Origin of the sequence: Pseudomonas sp. JDS08PS003, assembly GCF_045013505.1 — a bacterium.
GTDB classification, from domain to species: domain Bacteria; phylum Pseudomonadota; class Gammaproteobacteria; order Pseudomonadales; family Pseudomonadaceae; genus Aquipseudomonas; species Aquipseudomonas protegens_B.
Map to the genome: position 1 here is coordinate 465,280 of NZ_CP120724.1, position 20,320 is coordinate 485,599.

At 64.2% G+C, this 20,320-nt stretch carries 17 protein-coding genes; 2 read left to right on the forward strand and 15 right to left on the reverse strand.

Features of this window, described 5'->3' with window-relative positions:
- Positions 1 to 20 precede the first annotated feature (20 nt).
- On the reverse strand, positions 21 to 365 hold the full coding sequence (locus tag P7C00_RS02135) for a cupin domain-containing protein (RefSeq protein WP_123724171.1): 345 nt from the start codon (positions 363 to 365) through the stop codon (positions 21 to 23).
- Positions 362 to 1,693, reverse strand: coding sequence for a nucleotide disphospho-sugar-binding domain-containing protein (locus P7C00_RS02140; protein WP_404938061.1), 1,332 nt, complete (start codon positions 1,691 to 1,693; stop codon positions 362 to 364). The genes P7C00_RS02135 and P7C00_RS02140 overlap by 4 nt, the downstream gene beginning before the upstream one ends.
- Positions 1,694 to 2,190: 497 nt before the next feature.
- Between P7C00_RS02140 and P7C00_RS02145 the strand changes: the two genes are divergently transcribed.
- Positions 2,191 to 2,835, forward strand: a complete 645-nt coding sequence (locus P7C00_RS02145; RefSeq protein ID WP_404938062.1) for an amidase — start codon at positions 2,191 to 2,193, stop codon at positions 2,833 to 2,835.
- Positions 2,836 to 2,875: 40 nt separating this feature from the next.
- Here P7C00_RS02145 and P7C00_RS02150 read toward each other — a convergent pair whose 3' ends face one another.
- From P7C00_RS02150 to P7C00_RS02190, 9 genes are all read right to left on the reverse strand, one after another.
- Positions 2,876 to 3,097 (reverse strand): formate dehydrogenase subunit delta, encoded by a 222-nt coding sequence (locus P7C00_RS02150; protein ID WP_123724168.1) that lies wholly within the window; start codon positions 3,095 to 3,097, stop codon positions 2,876 to 2,878.
- Entirely contained in the window at positions 3,094 to 5,991 is a 2,898-nt protein-coding gene (gene fdhF, locus P7C00_RS02155) for a formate dehydrogenase subunit alpha (RefSeq protein ID WP_404938063.1), read from the reverse strand. The genes P7C00_RS02150 and fdhF overlap by 4 nt, the downstream gene beginning before the upstream one ends.
- A complete protein-coding gene (locus P7C00_RS02160) occupies positions 5,988 to 7,547 on the reverse strand; it encodes an NADH-ubiquinone oxidoreductase-F iron-sulfur binding region domain-containing protein (protein WP_404938064.1) in 1,560 nt (519 codons plus the stop codon). The genes fdhF and P7C00_RS02160 overlap by 4 nt, the downstream gene beginning before the upstream one ends.
- The gene (locus P7C00_RS02165) at positions 7,547 to 8,023 is read right to left on the reverse strand and encodes a formate dehydrogenase subunit gamma (RefSeq protein WP_123724165.1); all 477 of its coding nucleotides are present in this window, start codon (positions 8,021 to 8,023) and stop codon (positions 7,547 to 7,549) included. Before P7C00_RS02165 ends, P7C00_RS02160 begins: the two co-directional genes overlap by 1 nt.
- 420 nt (positions 8,024 to 8,443) lie before the next feature.
- Complete coding sequence (locus P7C00_RS02170; protein WP_077933215.1) at positions 8,444 to 9,259, reverse strand: ABC transporter permease; 816 nt, start codon at positions 9,257 to 9,259, stop codon at positions 8,444 to 8,446.
- A 7-nt stretch (positions 9,260 to 9,266) separates the two neighbouring features.
- Entirely contained in the window at positions 9,267 to 10,103 is an 837-nt protein-coding gene (locus tag P7C00_RS02175) for an ABC transporter permease (RefSeq protein WP_102882151.1), read from the reverse strand.
- 10 nt (positions 10,104 to 10,113) lie between these two features.
- Positions 10,114 to 11,226 carry an ABC transporter substrate-binding protein gene (locus tag P7C00_RS02180; protein ID WP_346634166.1) on the reverse strand — a complete coding sequence of 371 codons (1,113 nt, stop codon included), beginning with the start codon at positions 11,224 to 11,226 and terminating at the stop codon, positions 10,114 to 10,116.
- Positions 11,227 to 11,317: 91 nt separating this feature from the next.
- Complete coding sequence (locus P7C00_RS02185) at positions 11,318 to 12,409, reverse strand: ABC transporter ATP-binding protein (RefSeq protein ID WP_404938065.1); 1,092 nt, start codon at positions 12,407 to 12,409, stop codon at positions 11,318 to 11,320.
- Positions 12,410 to 12,558: 149 nt separating this feature from the next.
- Positions 12,559 to 13,476, reverse strand: coding sequence for a LysR substrate-binding domain-containing protein (locus P7C00_RS02190; protein ID WP_346634168.1), 918 nt, complete (start codon positions 13,474 to 13,476; stop codon positions 12,559 to 12,561).
- Between the two features lie 315 nt (positions 13,477 to 13,791).
- Here P7C00_RS02190 and P7C00_RS02195 point away from each other — a divergent pair, with 315 nt between their 5' ends.
- Complete coding sequence (locus tag P7C00_RS02195) at positions 13,792 to 15,375, forward strand: amidohydrolase (protein ID WP_404938066.1); 1,584 nt, start codon at positions 13,792 to 13,794, stop codon at positions 15,373 to 15,375.
- Positions 15,376 to 15,758: 383 nt separating this feature from the next.
- Here P7C00_RS02195 and P7C00_RS02200 read toward each other — a convergent pair whose 3' ends face one another.
- The 4 genes from P7C00_RS02200 to P7C00_RS02215 form a co-directional block, all read right to left on the reverse strand.
- Entirely contained in the window at positions 15,759 to 17,390 is a 1,632-nt protein-coding gene (locus P7C00_RS02200) for a BBE domain-containing protein (protein WP_346634170.1), read from the reverse strand.
- Between the two features lie 285 nt (positions 17,391 to 17,675).
- Positions 17,676 to 18,887, reverse strand: a complete 1,212-nt coding sequence (locus P7C00_RS02205; RefSeq protein WP_404938067.1) for a methyltransferase — start codon at positions 18,885 to 18,887, stop codon at positions 17,676 to 17,678.
- A 48-nt stretch (positions 18,888 to 18,935) separates the two neighbouring features.
- On the reverse strand, positions 18,936 to 19,625 hold the full coding sequence (locus tag P7C00_RS02210) for an ABC transporter permease (protein ID WP_170002027.1): 690 nt from the start codon (positions 19,623 to 19,625) through the stop codon (positions 18,936 to 18,938).
- Positions 19,622 to 20,317, reverse strand: coding sequence for an ABC transporter permease (locus tag P7C00_RS02215; RefSeq protein ID WP_233321811.1), 696 nt, complete (start codon positions 20,315 to 20,317; stop codon positions 19,622 to 19,624). Before P7C00_RS02215 ends, P7C00_RS02210 begins: the two co-directional genes overlap by 4 nt.
- Positions 20,318 to 20,320: the final 3 nt, after the last annotated feature.

Genomic DNA, 20,320 nt, shown 5'->3' on the forward strand with positions numbered 1-20,320 from the left:
AGAGCCCTCAGTAACGGCTTTCAGCGAATCATGTAGACCTTCTTGATCGTCTGGTGGACGGTGCAGGTGCCTTTCCAGTCCTGGCGAAAGAACGCGCTGCTGCCCGGGCGGATTTCGATCACTTCCCCGGACTCATGGACATAGGTGCAGCGCCCTTCAAGAAAGTGACAGAACTCATCCCGGGTCACATGGCACCTCCACTTGCCGGGAGTGCAGCGCCACAGGCCGCATTCCGACTGGCCTTGTGCACCCTTGTGCAGAAGCACGCCGGCAACCCGTGACTGGCCTTCCAGCATCTCTGGTATCTCGCCCCAATCCTGCAGGTCGGTGATCTGCAGCGGGTCCTGTAGCAGCGGTGTGTTCATCGGTCGCGCTCCTTGTGTTGCACTCCCTTTCGAAGGTTGGGCCGGACCTCGCGCTTGAGGAGGTCATCGAGCAGGCGTGCGGCTTCTTCGGTGCCCTGGCGTGATTGCATCTGGGCGCTGGTGCGTTGCAGGCGTTGGCGCAGCACGCTGTCGTTGAGGCAGGCGCTCAGGGCTTCGGCCAGTTGCACTTCGGTCCATTGGTAACGGTCGAGCCGGAAGCCGTGGCCGGTTTCCTGGGCCCGCATGGCGTTGTCATGGCCGTCCCAGACGTAGGGCATGACGATGGCCGGCTTACCGAAGTACAGGCACTCGGTGAAGCTGTTGTTGCCACCGTGGTGGATGACTACGTCCACCTGGGCGATCACCGAGGGCTGCGGCAGCCAGTCGGCAATCTGCACGTTGTCCGGCAATACCGGGTACTGGTCCAAGTGCTCGCCGACATTGACCAGGGCTCGATAGGGCAGTTTGCCGAGGGCGTCTATCAGGCGTTTGAGCAAGGGGATGTCACTGCTGCCCAGGCTGCCGAAGCTCACGTACAGCAATGGCTGGTGGCGTTGTACCGGGAACTCGGGGATCTCATAGGGGCTGTCCTTGCGCACGCTGCCTTGCAGGTAGTGGAAGCGCTCGGCAGGCAATGGGTGGCGTCGCTTGAAGCGGACGGCATCGGGATAGAGCAGCAGGTTCATGAACGGCGAGGGTTCGCAGAAGGTGCCCAGGGGATAGGGTTTCTCGCCCTGGGCCTGGAGGAAAAGGTTGAAGTCCTCGTGGATCGGGCGGATCACTTCCTCGAAGCGCGCTCGGAAACCTTCATGACCGGCTTTGTCCTGAACGCTCATCCCGGACAGGTGCGGCGGGATGTCCGGGTCGCCGATTTCATTCTCCGAGCAGGAAATGATGCGCACCCAGGGCGCGCGGTACTGCTTGATCGCGGGAAACATGACGACGTTGTCGACGCAGATCAGATCGGGTTCGACCCTCGCCAGCACCGCAGGCAGTTCCTTCTGTGCCCATTTCGCCGTATCGACGATCGCTGCCCAGCATTCCTTCACATAGGTGTCGATCTGCTCCAGGGGTGTTTTGCGAAAGTTCGGCAGGTGGCCGTTGATGAAGTCGATCCAGTAACGGGCCATCTCTGCGGCCGGCATCGGCGCGGACATGTTCACCCGGTGTTCCTCAAAGCCGAACCTGGCATACACGCCTTGCATGCCAGGGTCCGTGAGGAATACGGCCTTGTGCCCGAGTGCCTCGCAGGCCTGGGCGATACCCACAGAGTTCAACGCCGGCCCGTAGGCGGCTTCAGGAAAGAAGGCGATCACTTTTTGTGACATGGATAGAGGCTCCCGCCCGGGCATCAGCCGGGCTCGCTAGTCCTTTAGGGGGTTCCTATCGCGCACTGCAGCGCTCTCCAGAGCGAAGCGTTCCAGGTGTGTAAACGAAGATCAGTGAGACGCAGCAACGAACACGCCAGGGGTGTTCGGCAAGAGACGCTTAATAGGGCGGGACGAGCGTTGGCAGCGATCTGTTCATGCCGCGACGGCAAATCGGGCGCAGAAGGCGTCGAGTGCGCAGGGCAAGGGGAGCCGGTTGCCGGGGGCACACTGCAACGCGCGGAGGGGGCTGGTTGTGGTGCAAGGGATTGGGCTTGAGCACTGGGTTCACCTGAGTTTTTGGTTGCTGACTCAAAGGCACGGCCTTGGAAGCTAGTGCCGACTCAGGCGCCTGTCAAACAGCGGTTGCCTGGCCGATGATTCAGTGCAGACTACCCTCACTCGGCCGATAGCCTGCTCAGCCGCTTATGCCGCTTCAGACAAAGGAAAGATCAGTCATGAACCCCGGAAATATCCCCTTGTTGGCGCTGCTGTCGTTGCTCGGCGCCTGCAGCGTCAAGCCGGTGCTGCCTTATTCGGAACCGCCCCTTGGCGTGCCGACGGCGCAGTTGCGGGTGATCACCAATGGCGAGGTGCGCGGTGAGGCCTATGCCGGTTGCCAGGGTGACAGCAAGCGCCTGGCCAAGGCCGGGCGTTTCGGCAGCGATCAACAGGCGAACATCAACTATCCGCAGTTCCCGCTGCAGCCGAGGCAGATCGACATGTTGCCGCGTTTCGCGCCGAAGCTGCCGTCCTATGTGGGTGCGATCCGTATGGGCGAGGGGGCTTACACCGAGGTCGTCACCGAGTATCGGGTGCCCGCCGGCAGGCCTTTTCTGCTGGAAGGGGGAGGTGTGGCTGCAGGCAGTTATGGCAGTACCTATCGCACCTGTGCGCCGGTGAAGAAGGTGGTGCTGTTCGAGCCGGGCAAGAGTTACGAAGCCTTTGTCGGCTTGAATTACATCCCGGTGGCCGGAGGCGAGGTGCAGGCGATGTGTGCGTTTGCGGTGTACCAGTTGCTGCCGCTGAGCAAACCGGGGGCAACCTTGCCGCTGGCGGTCCAGTCCAGGCCTCCAGCGGATCAGCGTTGCCCCGGTCAGTGAATGTCCCCGGCCGGCGTTCAGCCGTCCGGGGAGCCTTTGCCTAGGCCTCCCATCCTGCATGGCTGACGGCTTTCTGCACCAGAGGGTGCAGGTCCGCTCCTTGCTGCTCGGTCTGCCAGGCCAGCAGTTCCTTGCGCATGGCCGGGGTCCAGTACATTTGCATGTGGTTGCGCACGTTGAGCACCGCCTGGTCCTGATTGGGCTCGTTGACGAAGTAGGCGGCGATCTGGTTGGCCATCTTGATCAGGTTGGCGGTGCTCATCGGCGCACCTCCGCCTTGCCATCCCGGGAGCGGCCGCGCTTGTCCAGCAGGCGATGTTGTTCATCGCTGAAGGCCTGGTAGCGTTTCTGCCATTCGGAAGGGTGATAGACGCGGCTGACTTCCACCGCCGTGACCTTGTACTCCGGACAGTTGGTGGCCCAGTCGGAGTTGTCGGTGGTGATCACGTTGGCCCCCGATTCGGGGAAGTGGAAGGTGGTGTAGACCACCCCCGGCGCCACTCGCTCGGTAACCCGGGCCCGCAGCACGGTCTGCCCGGCGCGGCTGCCGATGCCCACCCAGTCGCCTTCGTTGATGCCCCGGCTCTCGGCGTCGGTGGGGTGGATTTCCAGGCGGTCCTCGGCGTGCCAGGCGACGTTGTCGGTACGCCGGGTCTGGGCACCGACGTTGTACTGGCTGAGGATGCGCCCGGTGGTCAGCAGCAGCGGGTAGCGGCCATTGACCTTCTCGTCGGTGGGCACGTAGCCGGTGAGCATGAAGCGCCCCTTGCCGCGCACGAACTCGTCGATGTGCATGGTCGGCGTGCCGTCCGGCGCGGCGTCGTTGCACGGCCATTGCAGGCTGCCGTGGCGGTCCAGGCTGGCGTAGCTGACGCCGGTGAAGGTCGGGGTCAGGCGGGCGATTTCATCCATGATCTGCGAAGGATGGTTGTAGTGCATCGGGTAGCCCAGGGCCGCGGCCAGGGCCAGGGTGCCTTCCCAGTCGGCCTTGCCACCCAGGGGCTCCATGACCTTGCGCACCCGGGAGATGCGCCGTTCGGCGTTGGTGAAAGTGCCGTCCTTTTCCAGGAACGAGGAGCCCGGCAGGAACACGTGGGCGAACTTGGCGGTTTCGTTGAGGAAGATGTCCTGCACCACCACGCATTCCATGGCCGACAGGGCCGCAGTCACGTGCTGGGTATTGGGGTCGCTCTGGGCGATGTCCTCGCCCTGGCAGTACAGGCCCTTGAAGCTGCCGCCCAGGGCCGCTTCGAACATGTTGGGAATGCGCAGGCCGGGGTCGGCTTGCAGGGTGACGTTCCAGGCCTGCTCGAACTCCTGGCGCACCGCCTGGTTGGAGATGTGCCGATAGCCCGGCAGCTCGTGGGGGAAGGAGCCCATGTCGCAGGAGCCCTGGACGTTGTTCTGCCCCCGTAGCGGGTTCACCCCGACCCCTTCGCGACCGATGTTGCCGGTGACCATGGCCAGGTTGGCGATGCCCATCACCGAGGTGCTGCCCTGGCTGTGCTCGGTGACGCCCAGGCCGTAGTAAATCGCGGCGTTGCCGCCGGTGGCGTACAGGCGCGCGGCAGCGCGGATGTCGGCGGCGGGGACGCCGCAGATGGCGCCGAGCACTTCCGGCGAGTTGTCGGCGCGGCTGACGAAGGCGCTCCACTGGGCGAAGGCTTCCGGCTCGCAGCGGGCGTCGACGAACCCCTGGTTGACCAGCCCTTCGGTGACGATCACATGGGCCAGGGCATTGAGCATGGCGACGTTGGTGCCCGGGCGCAGAGCCAGGTGCAGCTCGGCGCGGGCGTGTACCGAGTCCACCAGATCGATGCGTCGCGGATCGATGACGATCAGCTTGGCCCCTTCACGCAGACGCCGCTTGAGTTGGGAGCCGAACACCGGGTGGGCGTCGCTGGGGTTGGCGCCCATTACCAGGATCACGTCGGCCTGCATCACCGAGTCGAAGCTCTGGGTCCCGGCGGATTCCCCCAGGGTCTGCTTGAGACCGTAGCCGGTGGGCGAGTGGCAGACCCGCGCACAGGTGTCGACGTTGTTGTTGCCGAAGGCTGCCCGCACCAGTTTCTGCACCAGGTAGGTTTCTTCGTTGGTGCAGCGGCTGGAGGTGATACCGCCGATGGAGTCGCGGCCGCACTTGAACTGGATGCGCCGCAGCTCGCTGGCGGCGTAGGTCACCGCTTCGTCCCAGCTGACTTCCTGCCACGGGTCGCTGATGTGTTTGCGGATCATCGGTTTGGTGATGCGGTCAGGGTGAGTGGCGTAGCCCCAGGCGAAGCGGCCCTTGACGCAGGAATGGCCGTGGTTGGCCTGGCCGTTCTTGTCCGGAACCATGCGCACCAGCTGGTCGCCCTTCATCTCGGCGCGGAACGAGCAGCCCACCCCGCAGTAGGCGCAGGTGGTGATCACCGCCCGCTCCGGCTGGCCGATTTCCACCACGCTTTTTTCCATCAGGGTCGCCGTCGGGCAGGCCTGCACGCAGGCGCCGCAGGACACGCATTCGGAGTCGAGGAAGTTGTCGCCACCGGCTGCCGCGACCCGGGATTCGAAGCCGCGGCCGCTGATGGTCAGGGCGAAGGTGCCCTGGGTTTCCTCGCAGGCGCGCACGCAGCGGTTGCAGACGATGCACTTGCTCGGGTCGTAGTCGAAGTAGGGGTTGGAGGTGTCTTTCTGATCGTCCAGGTGGTTGGCGCCGTCATAGCCGTAGCGCACTTCCCGCAGGCCCACCTGGCCGGCCACGGTCTGCAGTTCGCAGTTGCCGTTGGCCGAGCAGGTCAGGCAGTCGAGCGGGTGGTCGGAGATGTACAGCTCCATCACGTTGCGCCGCAGGGTCGCCAGCTTTGGCGTTTGCGTATGCACCACCATGCCTTCACTGACCGGGGTGGTGCAGGAAGCCGGGTAGCCGCGCATGCCGTCGATTTCCACCAGGCACATGCGGCACGAGCCGAAGGCTTCCAGGCTGTCGGTGGCGCAGAGCTTGGGGATGGTGGTGCCCAGCAGGGCGGCGGCGCGCATCACCGAGGTGCCCTGGGGCACGCTGATACTGCGTCCGTCGATGTTCAGGCTGACTTGCACCTGGCTGTCGCGGGCTGGGGTGCCGAAGTCCACGGCATTGAGGTCGATGTCTGTGGCTGGGTCGAAAATACTGATCATTGGTCGGCCTCCGAGGGCTGCAGACCGAAGTCGGCGGGAAAGTGTTTCAGGGCGCTGGCCACCGGATAGGACGTCATCCCGCCCAGGGCGCACAGCGAGCCGTATTGCAGGGTGTCGCACAGGTCTTTGAGGATCAGCGCCTGCTCATCGCGCCGGCCTTGATCGGGGGCTGCCAGCAGGCGGTCGATGACCTCCACGCCGCGGGTCGAACCGATGCGGCACGGGGTGCATTTGCCACAGGATTCCTCGGCGCAGAATTGCAGGGCGAAGCGCGCCATGTGGGCCATGTCCAGGCTGTCATCGGCCACCACCACACCGCCGTGGCCGAGCATCGCGCCCATGGCGGCGAAGGCTTCGTAATCCAGCGGCGTATCGAACTGTGCAGGGGGCACCCAGGCGCCGAGCGGGCCGCCGACTTGCGCAGCCTTCAGCGGCCGACCGCTGGCGGTGCCGCCGCCGTAGCCTTCCACCAGCTCGCGCAGGGTCAGGCCGAAGGCCCGTTCCACCAGGCCGCCGTGACGCACATTGCCCGCCAGTTGGAAGGGCATGGTGCCCAGGGAGCGGCCCATGCCGTAGTCGCGATAAAACGGCGCGCCCTTTTCCAGGATCAGTGGCACCGAGGCCAGGGTCAGCACGTTGTGCACCAGGGTCGGCTGGCCGAACAGGCCTTGCAGCGCCGGGATCGGCGGCTTGGCGCGAACGATGCCGCGCTTGCCTTCCAGGGAGTCCAGCAGGGCGGTTTCTTCGCCGCAGATATAAGCCCCGGCACCGACCCGCACCTCCATGTCGAACGCCTGGCCGCTACCGCCGGCATTGGCCCCGAGATAACCGGCATCCCGGGCGATTTCCAGGGCTTCGCGCAGGGTCGCCACCGCCTGGGGATATTCCGAGCGCACGTAGATGTAGCCGTAGCTGGCGCCGACCGCGATACCGGCAATGGCCATGCCTTCGATCAGCAGGAACGGGTCGCCTTCCATCAGCATGCGGTCGGCGAAGGTGCCGGAGTCGCCCTCGTCGGCGTTGCACACCACGTACCTCTGCTGCTGCGGCGTGTCGCGCACGGTGCGCCATTTGATCCCGGCGGGGAAGGCCGCGCCGCCGCGGCCCCGCAGGCCGGAGTCGAGCACCGCGGCCACGGTCTGGTCACCGCCCAGGGCGACGGCGCGGCTCAGGCCCTCGAAGCCGCCGTGGGCCCGATAGTCCGCCAGGGACAGCGGCCGGGTAATGCCGGCGCGGGCGAACAGCAGACGTTGCTGGCTCTTCAGGTAGGGCAGGTCTTCCACCCGGCCCAGGGCCAGGGGATGGCTGGCGGGAGCGTCTTGCAGGGCGTTCAGCAGCGAGGGTACGTCGGCGACGCTCACCGGGCCGAAGCCCAGGCGTCCGTCCGGGGTATCGACTTCCAGCAGCGGTTCCAGCCAGTACAGGCCACGGGAGCTGGTGCGTTGCAGTTGCAGCGGTAGTTGGTGCTGCTCGGCCTGGGCGGCGATGGCGTCGGCCACCGCGTCGGCGCCCACGGCCCGGGCCAGGGAATCACAGGGCAGATAGAGGCTTGGCATCACGCGTCCTCCCGGCAACTGTCCAGCAGCGCATCCAGACGTTCGGCGCTGACCCGGGCATGCAACTGTCCGTCCAGCTCCAGGGCCGGCGAACAGGCACAGGCCCCCAGGCAGTACACCGGCCGCAGGCTGATGGAGCCGTCGGCGCTGCTACCGTGGTCATCCAGTTGCAGGCGTGCGCGCAGTTGCGCCGCCAGCTGCTCGGAGCCGCGGCTCTGGCAGGACTCGGCGCGGCACAGGCGCAGGATGTGGCGCGCCGGCGGTGCGGTACGAAAATCATGGTAGAAGCTGATCACCCCGCGCACTTCCGCCTGGCTCTGATTGAGTGCATGGGCGATTTCGGGGACGGCCAGATCGGGGATGTAGCCGAGCTCTTCCTGGATCTGGTGGAGAATCGGCAACAGCGCACCCGGGGAGCCTTTGTGACGCTCCAGCAGGGTGTGGATCAACGGCAGATGCAGTGTTTCATCAGGCATACAGCAATTCCTCACGGTCACGGACAAACCTGGTGGTTGTCGGCTGTCCGAAAGTGTCGGCTGCGGCACTGGTTGCCACGTCACGGTAGCGCGGCGTTTCAGGCCGTTGGCCATGCACCCTGAATGGGTATCTTGTTGTACCCGGTGCGGTCGTTGCCGCACCTGTTCAGGGCATAAAGGGCAGCTTGACACGCTGCCTCTGATTGATCCGCACGAAAGCGACTTGCTCAGTTCCGAATACGACCACCCGTTGAGTCTAGAAGAGCCTGGGCAACCGGGTGAGCGAGCTGCGCACTATCGGACAAAACCGAGGGGACTAGGCATGACTTCGGTCAGCTCGGTGGCGAATAGCCGGACGCGGGGGAGGGCTGTGGAGGGGCTGTGTGGCGAGGCCGCTTGCTCCCTCGCCACAGGGGGCAATCAGGAGCGGGCGCGGCGCTGGGCGGCGTACTGCAGGGCCAGGCGGCCCATGAGCACCAGCAGGGTCAGGCCGATCAGCAGCACCGAGATCGCCGCCACGCTAGGATCGACGTTATCCCGCAGGCCGCTCCAGATCCGCCGGGGCAGGGTGTTGACGTCGACACTGGTGATGAACAGGGTCACCGCCACCTCCTCCCAGGACAGGGCAAAGCTCAGCAGCGCGGTGGAGAAGATCCCCAGCTTGAGGTTCGGCAGCATCACCAGGAAGGTGGTCTGCATCAGGCTGGCCCCCAGGTTGCGCGAGGCCAGCTCGATGCGCCGGTCCACTTGGCTCAGGGCCACCAGCATGGTCACCACGCCGTAGGGCACCACCATCACCACGTGGGCGATCACCACCCCGGGCAGGGTGTCGTAGCCCCAGCCCGGGGCGATGCGCCCGAGGTTGGTTTCCATGAAGTACAGCACCAGCGCCGAGATCACCGGCGGAATGGCCATGGGCAGCAGCACCAGGCCGATCAGCAGGGTTGCCAGGCGCGAGCGCAGGTACCAGATGCCGAGGCTGAAGCTCACCGCCAGCAAGGTGGCGATCAGGCTGGTGGCACTGGCGATGGCCAGGCTCTGGCCGATGCTCGACAGCCAGTCGGGGTTGCTCAGTAATGCCTCGTAGTGACGCAGCGACCAGTTGCCCTCGGGCATCGACAGGTAGCGCTTGGCGGTGAAGGACACCGGGATCACCGTCAGCAGCGGGAACAGCATGAAGGCCATGGCGACCACGGCGATCAGCCGGGTACTCAATGCAGTGCGATGTGTATTCATAGTGACCTCAACCCACCAGTCGATTGACACGGGTGATGCGCAGCAGCAGCCAGATCAGCGCGCTGACCAGGGTCAGCAGCACCAGGCTCAGGGCCGCGCCCAGACCCCAGTTGCTAGTCTGGAACATCTGCAGGAACACGTACTCGGCGATCATCACCGTCTGCCCGCCACCCAGCAGCACCGGGGTGATGAAGAAGCCCAGGCAGAACACGAACACCATGATGAAAGCCCCCAGCAGCCCTGGCAGGGTCTGGGGCAGCAGCACTTGCCAGAAGGTCCGCAGCGCACCGGCCCCCAGGCCGCGGGAGGCCAGCAGCACCCGTTGATCCAGCTGGCGCATGCTCGACAGCAGCGGGAACAGCGCATAGGGGATCATGAAGTGCAGCATGCCGATCACCACCCCCAGTTCGTTGCGGGTCAGTTGCAAGGGGTGATCGATCCAGCCCAGGGACAGCAGGCTGTCGTTGACCACGCCATTGCTGCGCAGGGCGATCAGCCAGCCGAAGGCCCGCACCAGCACCGAGATCCAGAACGGGATGAACACGCAGATTTCCACCATGCGCTGCCAGAACGGCGGGCTGAACACCCAGCAGTAGGCCAGCAGGTAGCCGATCACCAGGGCCAGCAGGCTCACGGTCAGGCACAGGCGCAGGGTGCGCAGGAGCATGTCGTGGATCGCCGGGTCCGTGGCGATGCGCTGGTACTGCTCGATCCCGGGCTCGGGCAGGGTGAAGCTCCAGCTCACCACGCCGAAGAACGGTAACAGGTAGAACACCACCAGCAGCAACGGCAGGGGAAACAGCAGCAGGCTGCGTTCCAGGCGTGCGGTTCGGGTTGCACTCATGGTCGACGGCTCACTTGGACAGGTGGGTCAGGTACTGCTCCAGGGTGCTGGAGTAGTGGTCGGCGTACCACTGGGTGTTGAGGAAGATCTGCTTCTTCATGTTGGCTTCGGAGGCGCAGTTGATCTCCCGCTGTTCGGCGCTCATCAACTGTTGCGTGGCGGCGTTGGACGGGCCGTTGCCCAGGGCTTCGAATAGCTTCAGCTGCCCGGCGGGCTGCAAGGCGTGCTGGATGAACTGCATGGCCGGCGCGGCGCCTGCCGGGTTGTCCTTGAGCACGCCCCAGCTGCTGGCGTTGAGGAAGGCATTGTCGAAGCCCCACTTGATGCGGCCCTCGCTGTCCTCATGGAGCAGGGTGGCGCGGGTGTGCCAGATGGCGCCCATGGAGGCTTCGCCTTCGATCATCAACTGCTGGCTTTCGGCGCCCGAGCCCCAGAATGAAAGGACGTGGGGCTTGAGTTCATCGATCTTGCGCAAGGCCCGAGGCACGTCCAGCGGGTACAGCTGGTCAGCGGCCACGCCGTCGGCCAGCAGCGCAGCCTCGAGCATGCCGTTCATCCACTTGTAGAGGGTGCGCTTGCCGGGGAATTTCTCGACGTTCCAGAAATCCGCCCAATCCTTGGGGCCGTTGTTGCCGTATTTCTGACTGTCCCAGGCGATCACGTAGCTGAACAGGTAACCGGCGACGCCGTGTTCGTGGGACAGCTCCGGGGCCACCAGATCCCGTTGCACCACGCTGTAGTCCAGGGGCTGGAGGACCTTGTCGCGGCCCAGGGTCATGGCGCTGTAGCTGTCCACGTCCACCACGTCCCAGCTCGGCCGGCCACTGGCCAGCTGCGAACGGATCGCCCCTTCGGTGGGGCCGGCGCCGTCGATGCGCACCGGGATGCCGGTGCTCTGGGTGAAGCTGTCGGTCCAGGCACTGCGGAAGGCGTTGAGCGCATCGCCGCCCCAGTTGACCACCACCAGGGGTTTGTCCGCCGCCCAGCTGATGCCACTGCGCAGCGCCAGGGGCACTGCGGCCAGCAGCCCCATGGCCTGGATGAAAGTGCGGCGGCTGACCTGCCCGCCACGGGCTTTTTCGATAAGGATTTCGATGCAGTCGCGTTGATGGTGCTGGCTCATGGGGCAAGTCCTCGCGAGGCCGACGTGCAAGGCGCCGGCCGATATTGTTATTGGCTTTCTACGAAAACGATCGACAGCGAGCGTGGCCGGTTCAGGCTTCCAGCAGGAAGCTGTGGCGCACCGGCCAGCTCAGCCACACCGGGGTGCCACTGGGCAAGCGGGCGCCGGGATGATCGCCGGGCACCGAAAGGTTCACCGGCGCCAGTTCCGGGCTGATATTCAGCGCCAGGTGGGTGCTGGAGCCCTGGTACACCCGGTCACCGAGGCAGGCCGGTAGCACGTTGTGCTCGCCCGCTTGCGGTCGCTCGGTGTGCAGCGTCATGTATTCCGGACGCACCGCCAGCAACTGCGGCTGGCTGCTGATTTCCCCGTTTGTGGTGGCGTGCAGCGGGCTGTCGCCAAAGCGCCCGCTGGCCTGGCTGCCGTTGCGGGAGAGGCCCTGCAGCGGAAACAGGTTCATCTTGCCGAGGAACTCGGCGACGAAGCGGTTTTTCGGCCGGTCGTAGATGGCTTCCGGGGTGTCGATCTGCGCCAGCCGTCCCTGGTTGAAGATGGCGATGCGGGTCGACAGGGCCAGGGCTTCGCCCTGGTCGTGGGTGACGAAGACGAAGCTGGTGCCGACCTGGCGGTGGATGCGCTGCAGCTCGGTCTGCAGTTGTTCGCGCAGGTTCTTGTCCAGGGCCGACAGCGGCTCGTCCAGCAGCAACATGTCCGGTTCGAATACCAGAGCCCGGGCGATGGCCACCCGTTGCTGCTGGCCGCCGGACAGCTCGGAAGGTTTCTTGTGCAGGTGAGCTCCCAGGCCCACCACTTCGAGGATGTGCTTGACCCGGCGCTGGCGCTCCTCGGCCTTCACCCCACGAATGCGCAGCGGGTAGGCGACGTTGTCGGCCACGCTCATGTGCGGGAACAGGGCGTAGCCCTGGAACACCATGCCGTAGTTGCGTTTCTCTGCCGGGCGCCGGCTGATGTCGATGCCACGCTCCAGCAGCTTGCCGGCGCTGGGGGTGAGAAAGCCCGCGAGGATCATCAACAACGTGGTCTTGCCTGAGCCGGAAGGGCCCAGCAGGGTGAGGAATTCGCCTTGGCGAACGTCCAGATCGATGCCGTCCAGGGCAGTGAAGTTGCCGTAATACTGGCTGATTCCTTGGGCGCTGAGTTGAGTCGAGGGGCTACTGGACACTACAGAGATCTCCCGGAAACCCACCTGCACGATTGAGTTTTTATTGTGTGTGCAGCAGGTGGTGGACTCATTATTGTGAAAAGCAACGCCACATCAATGGAATAATTTTTGCCTCATTGGTGAGTGAAATTTCCCAGTCGTTGCCCCCTTCAAGGGTCGATCAGCGGGTTGTCACTGATGCTTTGGGCACTGATCTGCAGCTGGTTTTTCAGCCAGTCGCTGAACGCCTGGACCGCCGGCCGCTCGGCCTTGGCCGGATCGATCACCAGGAAATAACCGCGCAGGGCGCTGATGCTGATATCGAACGGGCGCACCAGCAGCCCCCGGGCCAGGGCGTCGCCGCTGAGCAGGTTGTCGCCGATGGCCACGCCTTGGGCGGCGATGCAGGCGGACTGCGCGCAATGGGCGTCGGAGAAGGTAATGCCACGGTCAGGGTTGACCTGGCTGGCACCGGCGGCCGCCAGCCAGACCCGCCAGTCGCTGGTGTCGCTCATGTGGATCAACGGGAAGTCCTTGAGGTCCAGCGGGCTCTTCAGGCCGCCGATGGCATGGATCAGGCGCGGGCTGCAGACCGGTGAAAAGCGCAGGGTGACGATCTGCTCCACTAGCAGCCCCGGCCAGTCGCCGATGCCATAGGCGATGAACAGGTCGGCCTCGGCGTCGCTGGTGTCGTCCTGGGCCCGAGGGCTGACCACCTGCAACTGCACCTGGGGGTATTGGCGCAGGAAGCCGTTGATGTGGTTGCACAGCCAGAAACTGGCGAACCCCGGGTTGCAGCTGATGCGCAATTTGCCCGACACCGCCAGGCCGTCGAAGCGCCGTCCGGCGTCCTGGATATCCGCCAGGATGCGCCTCACTTCCCGGGCATAGCACTCGCCCTGGTAGGTCAGGCCGATGCCGCGTCCCACCCGTTCGGTGAGGGCAAAACCCAGGCTCTGTTCGAGGCTGATGATCTGGTGGCTGATGGCGCTGCGGGTCAGGCTCAACTGCTGGGCGGCAGCGGTCACGCTACCGAGCCGGGCCACGGCGTCGAGGGCGCGCAGGGCAGTGATCGAGGGATAGCGCATGCAAACTCCGGGTCAAGGAAACCTGTCTTCGAAGGGAACCGGCCGGTGCCAGGATGCTGCCCAGGCAGGACCCCGAGAGGGGCTGGCCGCGTCGCAGTATGGGCCGTGGCGGCACCGAACTGGTCAATTTTCTTTGACATTGCTGGCGAAAAAATTCGATTGATGTCATCACCGCTTCACCAATACTGGACCTCGATCCGGGCTGCAACCGACCGGACCATCCCTATAACAACAAGAGGTCCTGCAGGTCTTGCGCGGGCGCCGAGGCGTCCTGGCAGCGGCCGGCCGGAACCTGGATAACCAGGAGTGCCGCGGATGTCCCGCTACAAAGAATTCGCTCTCGATTGGGTTGAACGCCACCGCCAGCAACTGTCGGACTGGCACCAGATCATCTGGCATTACGCCGAGCCGGCGTTCCGTGAATACAAGTCCTGCGCCTGGTATGTCGAGCTGCTGGAGGCCGAGGGTTTCATCGTCGAGCGCGGCAGTGGCGGCATGCCCACGGCCTTCTGCGCCACCTTTACCCAAGGCCAGGGACCGCTGCTGGCCACCTATGGCGAGTACGATGCGGTGCCCGGCAACTGCCAGGCGGCCACCACTCGCAAACAGCCCCGGGACGGCCTGTCGCGTTTCGCCCCGGGGCACACCGATCCGCACTCGGCCCTGGGCATCAGCGCCCTCGGTGGGGCCCTGGCGGCCAAGGCGACCATGGTGGAATTCGGCTTGCAGGGCAGCATCAGGTTCTTCGGCGAGCCGGCGGAAAAGCTCCGCGCCTCCAAGCCGGTCCACGCCGCCAAGGGTTATTACGACGACCTCGACGCCGCCATCAGCTTTCACCCCACCTACATGTTGCCGCTGAACAACACCACCACCTGGGACACCCACTGCGGCATCGCCTACGCCTACATCTACAGCTTCACCTGCGAAGACCCGCAGAACTGGATCGCTGCCGATCGCTACAGCCCCATTCCGCAGAATCACTTGGCGGCCCGGGCTCCGGGGGCCAACGATGCCCTGGTGCATTTCTATACCCTCAACGAAAGCCTGCGCCGCTCGACCCTGCCGTTCACCGGCCTGTGGAGCTACAACGAGGCGATCCTCACCGCCGGCCAGGCCACCGCCGACAACCTGCCGCCGCACCTGTCGCAGATCCAGTACCTGCTGCGTTGCGACTCCATCGAACAGGCTGAAACCATCTCCCAAGTGATGGACAACAACGCCGCTGCCGCGGCCATGGCCACCGGTTGTCGCTGGAAAAAGACCTGGGTCTGCAAGTCCCGGGGCGGCCTGCCCAACCACGTCATGGCCCAGGCCACCTACGACAACCTGGCGGCGGTGGGCGCCCCGCAGTGGGACGAAGAAGCCCGAGAAATCGCCCGCGAGATCCAGCGCAACCTCGGTCTGGAAGCCATGGAACGACCCTTCCTGCCGGCCACCGAAGCCTTGATCGAGCCCCAGGAATGCGAGCGCCAGATGCGTCTGCAGATGCCGGCCTGGCAGAACTACCTGACCTCCGACGACTACCCGGAATACACCTGGCACTGCCCGACCGTGCGCCTGCTGGTGGCCCGACCGATGCTCAGCGCGCCGTCGGGGACGGTCTATCCGGACTGGGTGTCCAACGCCCTGGGGGGCATCCGCCAGACCATCGATCCGATGATCGAGGTCGCCGCCAAGACCATTGCCGCGACTCTGGTGGACCTGCTCACCGACGAGGCGTTGCTCAGCGCGGCCAAGGCCGAGTTCATCGAGCGCACCGGTGGCGGCATCGGCGGCAGTCGCTGGCAGGCGCCGCTGCTGCCCAAGGACTTCCAGGTACCCCACGACTTCCGCTGGCCGGAATACATCAGCACGGCCCGAGGCGAAGAGTGGTGGATTCCGGCGCGGGCCGATGAGTAGGAGCCGGTATCAGGCCCTTGCCTGAGGTCGTTGCAAGGCACCTGAGCGAAGGTCGTTATGCCCGTTCGCTCAGGTGTTTATGCACAACGGATGGGTTGCCAGGGTCGGGAACTGTCGGATTTGTGGAGCCGTTCTCATCTTTATGCAACTGGCTGTTTTTTCGGGCTTTTATTTTGTGAACAAAAAATGACCAGCCTGTGAAGGGGCTCCAGCGCCATGCATTACAAGGCTTTGTCAGGATTCCATCAACAGACTTATCCACAGGTCGCGACAGCCTGTCGCAGAAACGCACAGCCTGCTCATCAAGCCAATGGCGCACGGCTGCCGGGAGGCTCGACCGAGCACGCTGTGGTTAGGCCCCTGCGTTGGGTCCGGGCCGGAACCTAGTCGGCCTTTGTGGCCGGGATGGACATTTCATGACGAAACAGGTTGTTGGGGTCAATTGAGGCCTTCAGGTTGCAAAGTGTGTTGATGAGTTGTGTGTTCCAGCCGTAGTACAAGTTCAACCAGTTGGGGTCTACAGCGCCCGCATCGGTGTACTTCATGTCGACATCGGGGTAGTTGATATAGCAGCCATCGTAGGCGGGTCTTTTCGGCTTGCCGCCGTGCACGGCATTGAAGATGTTGCGAATCCAGGCTAGTTGCACCGAGTCATCGGCAGCATGGGTCCAATACGTCTGGTATTGGGTTTTAAGCAGTGAGCTTCTTTGAGGAACGGCGGTGGTTCCCATGCCCTTTTTATTGATCGCCCCGCCGTAGGAGTCGATCTGTACCAGGGACTGGCTGAAGCGCTTGTCTGGCGTAGCTTCGGTCAGGTGGGTCAGCAACGCGTTGCAGGCCTGCTCGGAGAATTGTTCGACCTGATAATCAGACTTGTATTTGCCCCGCTGATTGTTGCCCGAGCCGTTGATCATTTGAGTGACGTATAGCCAATCCATCGCGGTGTGTTCAGCCACCGCCCCTCTGAACTTCCTGCCGGCAAGCGGGTGCCTGAGCGGTGCAATGTTGGGTGCGATGAAACCGTCATGGAGGGTCGGCGTAATGCCCGCCGCGGCATTCATCTTGCTGATGAAGTCGTTGAGCGGTATATCGTTTGCGCCGCCGACCAGGCCATTAGGACCGGTGTATTGGATCGCCAGCACCACATGGTCGGAGGTATCCACATGGTTCAGTTTCAGCAGGGTGAACAATCCGCCGTTGCCTACGCCTTCCACCGGGCTGGTCGCGTTGGCGTCGTTATCCGAGAACCATTGCCAATAGGCTCGCAGGAAGTTCGAGAAGTTGGGAATCAGCTCTTTCCACGGGTAGGCCAGGGGAATCCAGTAGGCTTTTTGCGGGGCTTGGGGGAGTTGGTCGAAGTAGTAGCCGATGATGATGCCGAAGTTGCCACCGCCGGCCCCGCAACAGGCGGTAAACAATGCCTTGTCTTCGTTTGATGGACTGTCTGCGCGAACATGCCGGAACTTCAGTTGCCGCGAGTTTTCCACAGGCACAAGCATGTCGACGCCGGTTACCCAGTCCACGGTCAAGCCCTGAAGGCGCGATAACAAACCGTAACCGCCGCCGCTGATGTGCCCGCCCAAACCGACCGAATAGCATGAGCCGCCAGGAATGGTGCGCCCGGCCTGCTTGTACAGCGACAGGTAACCGTCCCAGTTCTGATTGCCGGTCAATGCCATGAATCGATACTGCTTGTTCTGGCTGTCCCAGGGAGACGTGATGGATTGGCTTTCGTCGTACTTCAGGCCTTTCATTTCACCGATGTCGATAATTGCCAGGCTTTCTGTCTCGCCGCTCAACTTGTTGGAAACAAAACCCTCGTAGCAGTGGCCGCCACTGCGCACTGTGATGCGATAGCCATCACGCAGTGCTGTATTGGCTGCCGCCAGAACTTCATCGGGTGTTGTACATACATAAATCCGCTGTGCGCCCTGTTCGATACTGGGCGGCCAGCGCAAGTTGAACCCCTTTTGCAGGGTTTCGTAGGTGTGTGACTGAGGGTCTATGACGTTCATGGTTAACTCCCTGTATGTGTGGGTGGACTTGGCGACTTCCTGTCGAAAAATGACCGCTTTAGTTGCGCCAGAGCTGTGGCTTGAGTGCTGCACATGTCCAGCTCGCCTTAGAGACTAGTAGGCGTAATGAGCTTGGTTTTTTTCTTTCGTGAAGTTGAGGGACATCCCCCGGCGTGATCGGCGACTTTCAATGGGGTGCGGGTTTCCCATGGGGTGTCCGATGTCCGTTAGTGAGGTCACTGGCCGCAGTGGTTATGCACAACGGGCCTGGGTCGGCGCAGGCGGTTACCGGCGCTCTGCCAGCAGCAGCAGATTGCGCGGGGTCAAGGGGGCTTCGCAGAAGGTTCCAAGGCGCACGGCATAGCCCTGCTCTTGCAGAAACAGCCCGCGATCCAGCACCAGCCACAATTCCAGGGGGCGGCGGAACAGGCCCCGCAGCAGTTCCAGGTTGCGCACCTGGGCCAGGCGCTGCCAGCCGGCGACTTCCAGCGCGGCCCAATCCTGGCAATCGACTGTGGATAAGTCCTTGAGGGCGGCGAGGTCGCGGCAGTAGTCGGCGAAGGGTTTGTCCAGCCAGTGGCTGGGCAGGGAGGGTGTCGGCAGGTATTCGTCGAGGCCACGCACTTGCCGTTGCAGCAGGTCGAATGCCAGGCGCCGGGCCATGGAGGTGTCGCGCTGGCGCCGGACTCGGGCGCCGGCAGTGACGGTTTCGCTCATGGGCAGGGCCAGGTCTTCCAGGGACAGTTCCAGGCCTGATGCCCGGGCGGCTGTGGATAAGCCCTGGTAGCGGCTGGCGCGGGTGCGGTTGTAGCAGCAGGGGGCAATGGCCAGCTGTGGACAACCCTGCTGGCTGGCCAGCTGGATCAAGCGCACATGCAGATCGCCGCACGCGTGCAGGGCCACCGGGCTGTGCTCGGCGCGCAGGTGCTGGGCCGTGTCATCGGCCAGCACGTCCTGTTGCCGATGGCGGGCGGGCAAACCGTGGTGCCGGCTCAGTTGCTCGCCACTCTCGATCAGCGCCGGGTCGTATTCCAGGCAAGTCAGTTGCTGCTCGGGTTGCAGCAGGCGCCTGCCGAGGTGGCCCTTGCCGGAGCACCAGTCGAGCCAGTGAGTCGGCGTGCGGTCGAATTGCAGGCAGGTGGCGAAGGCTTCGATCTGCTGCCATTTGCGCCCGGGCACGTCGACCTTGAGGCGTTGGTTTGGCGCGGGCAGTGCCTTTATGGGGAGTGCGCCCACCGCGCCGAGTGCTCGGGCCTGTTCCGCCAGTTGGGCAAAGGGCGCCGGTGCCTGGAGTTGCTCCGGGTGGTTGTGGGCCGCTTCGGCGTCTTCCAGGGAGCGCTGGCGCAACCACTGGGCCAGTTCGGGATGAGCGGTTTCCCACGGCAGTTGCAGATGGTTGAACGGACGCGGGCGCCAGAGCATCTGGTGTTCAAGCAGGAAGCCGTCCAGGGCCTGGAAACGATCGAGCAGCGCGGGGCCTTGGAGGATCGAGGGCATGGGCGGTGAGTCCGGGCAGGCCCGCTCCCGCGCGGGAGCGGGGGAAGGTCAGCGTCCCTGGCAGGCGTCGACCCGCAGCCAGCGTTCCAGCAGCTTGAAGCCGCGTACCAGAACGTAGGCCATCACCAGGTAGAACAGCCCGGCGGCGAAGAAGATCTCCACCGGCAGGTAGGTGCGGGCAATGATGGTGCGTGCCATGCCGGTCAGTTCCAGCAGGGTCACGGTGCTGGCCAGGGCACTGGCCTTGAGCATCAGGATCACTTCGTTGCTGTAGGCCGGCAGGCCGATCCGCGCAGCGCGCGGCAGGATGATGTAGAACAAAGCCTTGGGTCGGGACATGCCCAGGGCCCGCGCAGCCTCGATTTCACCCGGCGGGATGGCCTGGATCGCACCGCGCAGGATCTCGGCGATGTAGGCCGCGGTGTGCAGGGTCATGGTCACGGTGGCGCACCAGAACGGATCGCGCAGGTAGGGCCACAAAGCGCTTTCACGCACCGCATCGAACTGTGCCAGCCCGTAGTACACCAAAAACAGCTGCACCAGCAGCGGCGTGCCGCGGAAGAAGAAAATGTAGGCGTAGGGCAGGGCGCGCACGTACCACAGCCGTGATGAGCGGGCGATGCCCAGGGGGATCGCCAGCAACAGGCCGGCGATGACCGCGATGGCCACCAGCTCCAGGGTCAGGGTTGCGCCCTGAGCCAGTTTCGGCAGCCATTTGATGATCACTTCCCAGTTCATTGGGCGCTCCTTGCGAAGCCGCGAGCGGCGCGTTTTTCCAGGAAGTGCATGCCGGTCATGGCCAGTACGGTCAGGCCCAGGTACATGAAGGCGGCCACCATGTAGAAGGTGAACGGCTGCTTGGAAACGGTCACTGCAATCTGCGAGTGACGCATGATTTCTTCCAGGCCGATCACCGACACCAGGGCGGTGTCCTTCATCAGGATCATGAACAGGTTGCCCAGGCCCGGCAGGGCGATGCGCCACATCTGCGGCATGATCAGCCGGGTGAAGATCCGCCATTTCGACAGGCCCAGGGCCATGCCAGCCTCGCGGTGACCCTTGGGAATGGCCAGGATCGCGCCGCGGAACACTTCGGTGGCGTAGGCGCCGAAGCACAGGCCAAGGGCGATCACCCCGGCGGCGAAGGCGTTGAGTTCAAGTTCGGGGTTGCCGAAGAACTCGCCCAGGGCCCGCATCAGGTTGACCGTGCCGAAGTAGATGAGCAGGACCCAGAGCAGCTCGGGAACGCCGCGCACCAGGGTCGAATAAGCGCCGCCAAGCCATTGCAGCGGCTTGTACGGAGAAGTCTTGGCCAAGGCGCCGAGCAGACCGAGCACCAGTCCCAGGCATAACGCCGAGAGGGCCAGCTTGACGGTCATCAGCGCGCCGGCGGCGAGCGCCGGGCCGAATCCGTAGAGATCGATATTCATGGG

Coding starts and splice junctions, on each gene's coding strand:
- P7C00_RS02135 (WP_123724171.1), bottom strand. CDS start 365: ATGAACACACCGCTGCTACAGGACCCGCTGCAGATCACCGACCTGCAG.
- P7C00_RS02140 (WP_404938061.1), bottom strand. CDS start 1,693: ATGTCACAAAAAGTGATCGCCTTCTTTCCTGAAGCCGCCTACGGGCCG.
- P7C00_RS02145 (WP_404938062.1), top strand. CDS start 2,191: ATGAACCCCGGAAATATCCCCTTGTTGGCGCTGCTGTCGTTGCTCGGC.
- P7C00_RS02150 (WP_123724168.1), bottom strand. CDS start 3,097: ATGAGCACCGCCAACCTGATCAAGATGGCCAACCAGATCGCCGCCTAC.
- fdhF (WP_404938063.1), bottom strand. CDS start 5,991: ATGATCAGTATTTTCGACCCAGCCACAGACATCGACCTCAATGCCGTG.
- P7C00_RS02160 (WP_404938064.1), bottom strand. CDS start 7,547: ATGCCAAGCCTCTATCTGCCCTGTGATTCCCTGGCCCGGGCCGTGGGC.
- P7C00_RS02165 (WP_123724165.1), bottom strand. CDS start 8,023: ATGCCTGATGAAACACTGCATCTGCCGTTGATCCACACCCTGCTGGAG.
- P7C00_RS02170 (WP_077933215.1), bottom strand. CDS start 9,259: ATGAATACACATCGCACTGCATTGAGTACCCGGCTGATCGCCGTGGTC.
- P7C00_RS02175 (WP_102882151.1), bottom strand. CDS start 10,103: ATGAGTGCAACCCGAACCGCACGCCTGGAACGCAGCCTGCTGCTGTTT.
- P7C00_RS02180 (WP_346634166.1), bottom strand. CDS start 11,226: ATGAGCCAGCACCATCAACGCGACTGCATCGAAATCCTTATCGAAAAA.
- P7C00_RS02190 (WP_346634168.1), bottom strand. CDS start 13,476: ATGCGCTATCCCTCGATCACTGCCCTGCGCGCCCTCGACGCCGTGGCC.
- P7C00_RS02195 (WP_404938066.1), top strand. CDS start 13,792: ATGTCCCGCTACAAAGAATTCGCTCTCGATTGGGTTGAACGCCACCGC.
- P7C00_RS02200 (WP_346634170.1), bottom strand. CDS start 17,390: ATGAACGTCATAGACCCTCAGTCACACACCTACGAAACCCTGCAAAAG.
- P7C00_RS02205 (WP_404938067.1), bottom strand. CDS start 18,887: ATGCCCTCGATCCTCCAAGGCCCCGCGCTGCTCGATCGTTTCCAGGCC.
- P7C00_RS02210 (WP_170002027.1), bottom strand. CDS start 19,625: ATGAACTGGGAAGTGATCATCAAATGGCTGCCGAAACTGGCTCAGGGC.
- P7C00_RS02215 (WP_233321811.1), bottom strand. CDS start 20,317: ATGAATATCGATCTCTACGGATTCGGCCCGGCGCTCGCCGCCGGCGCG.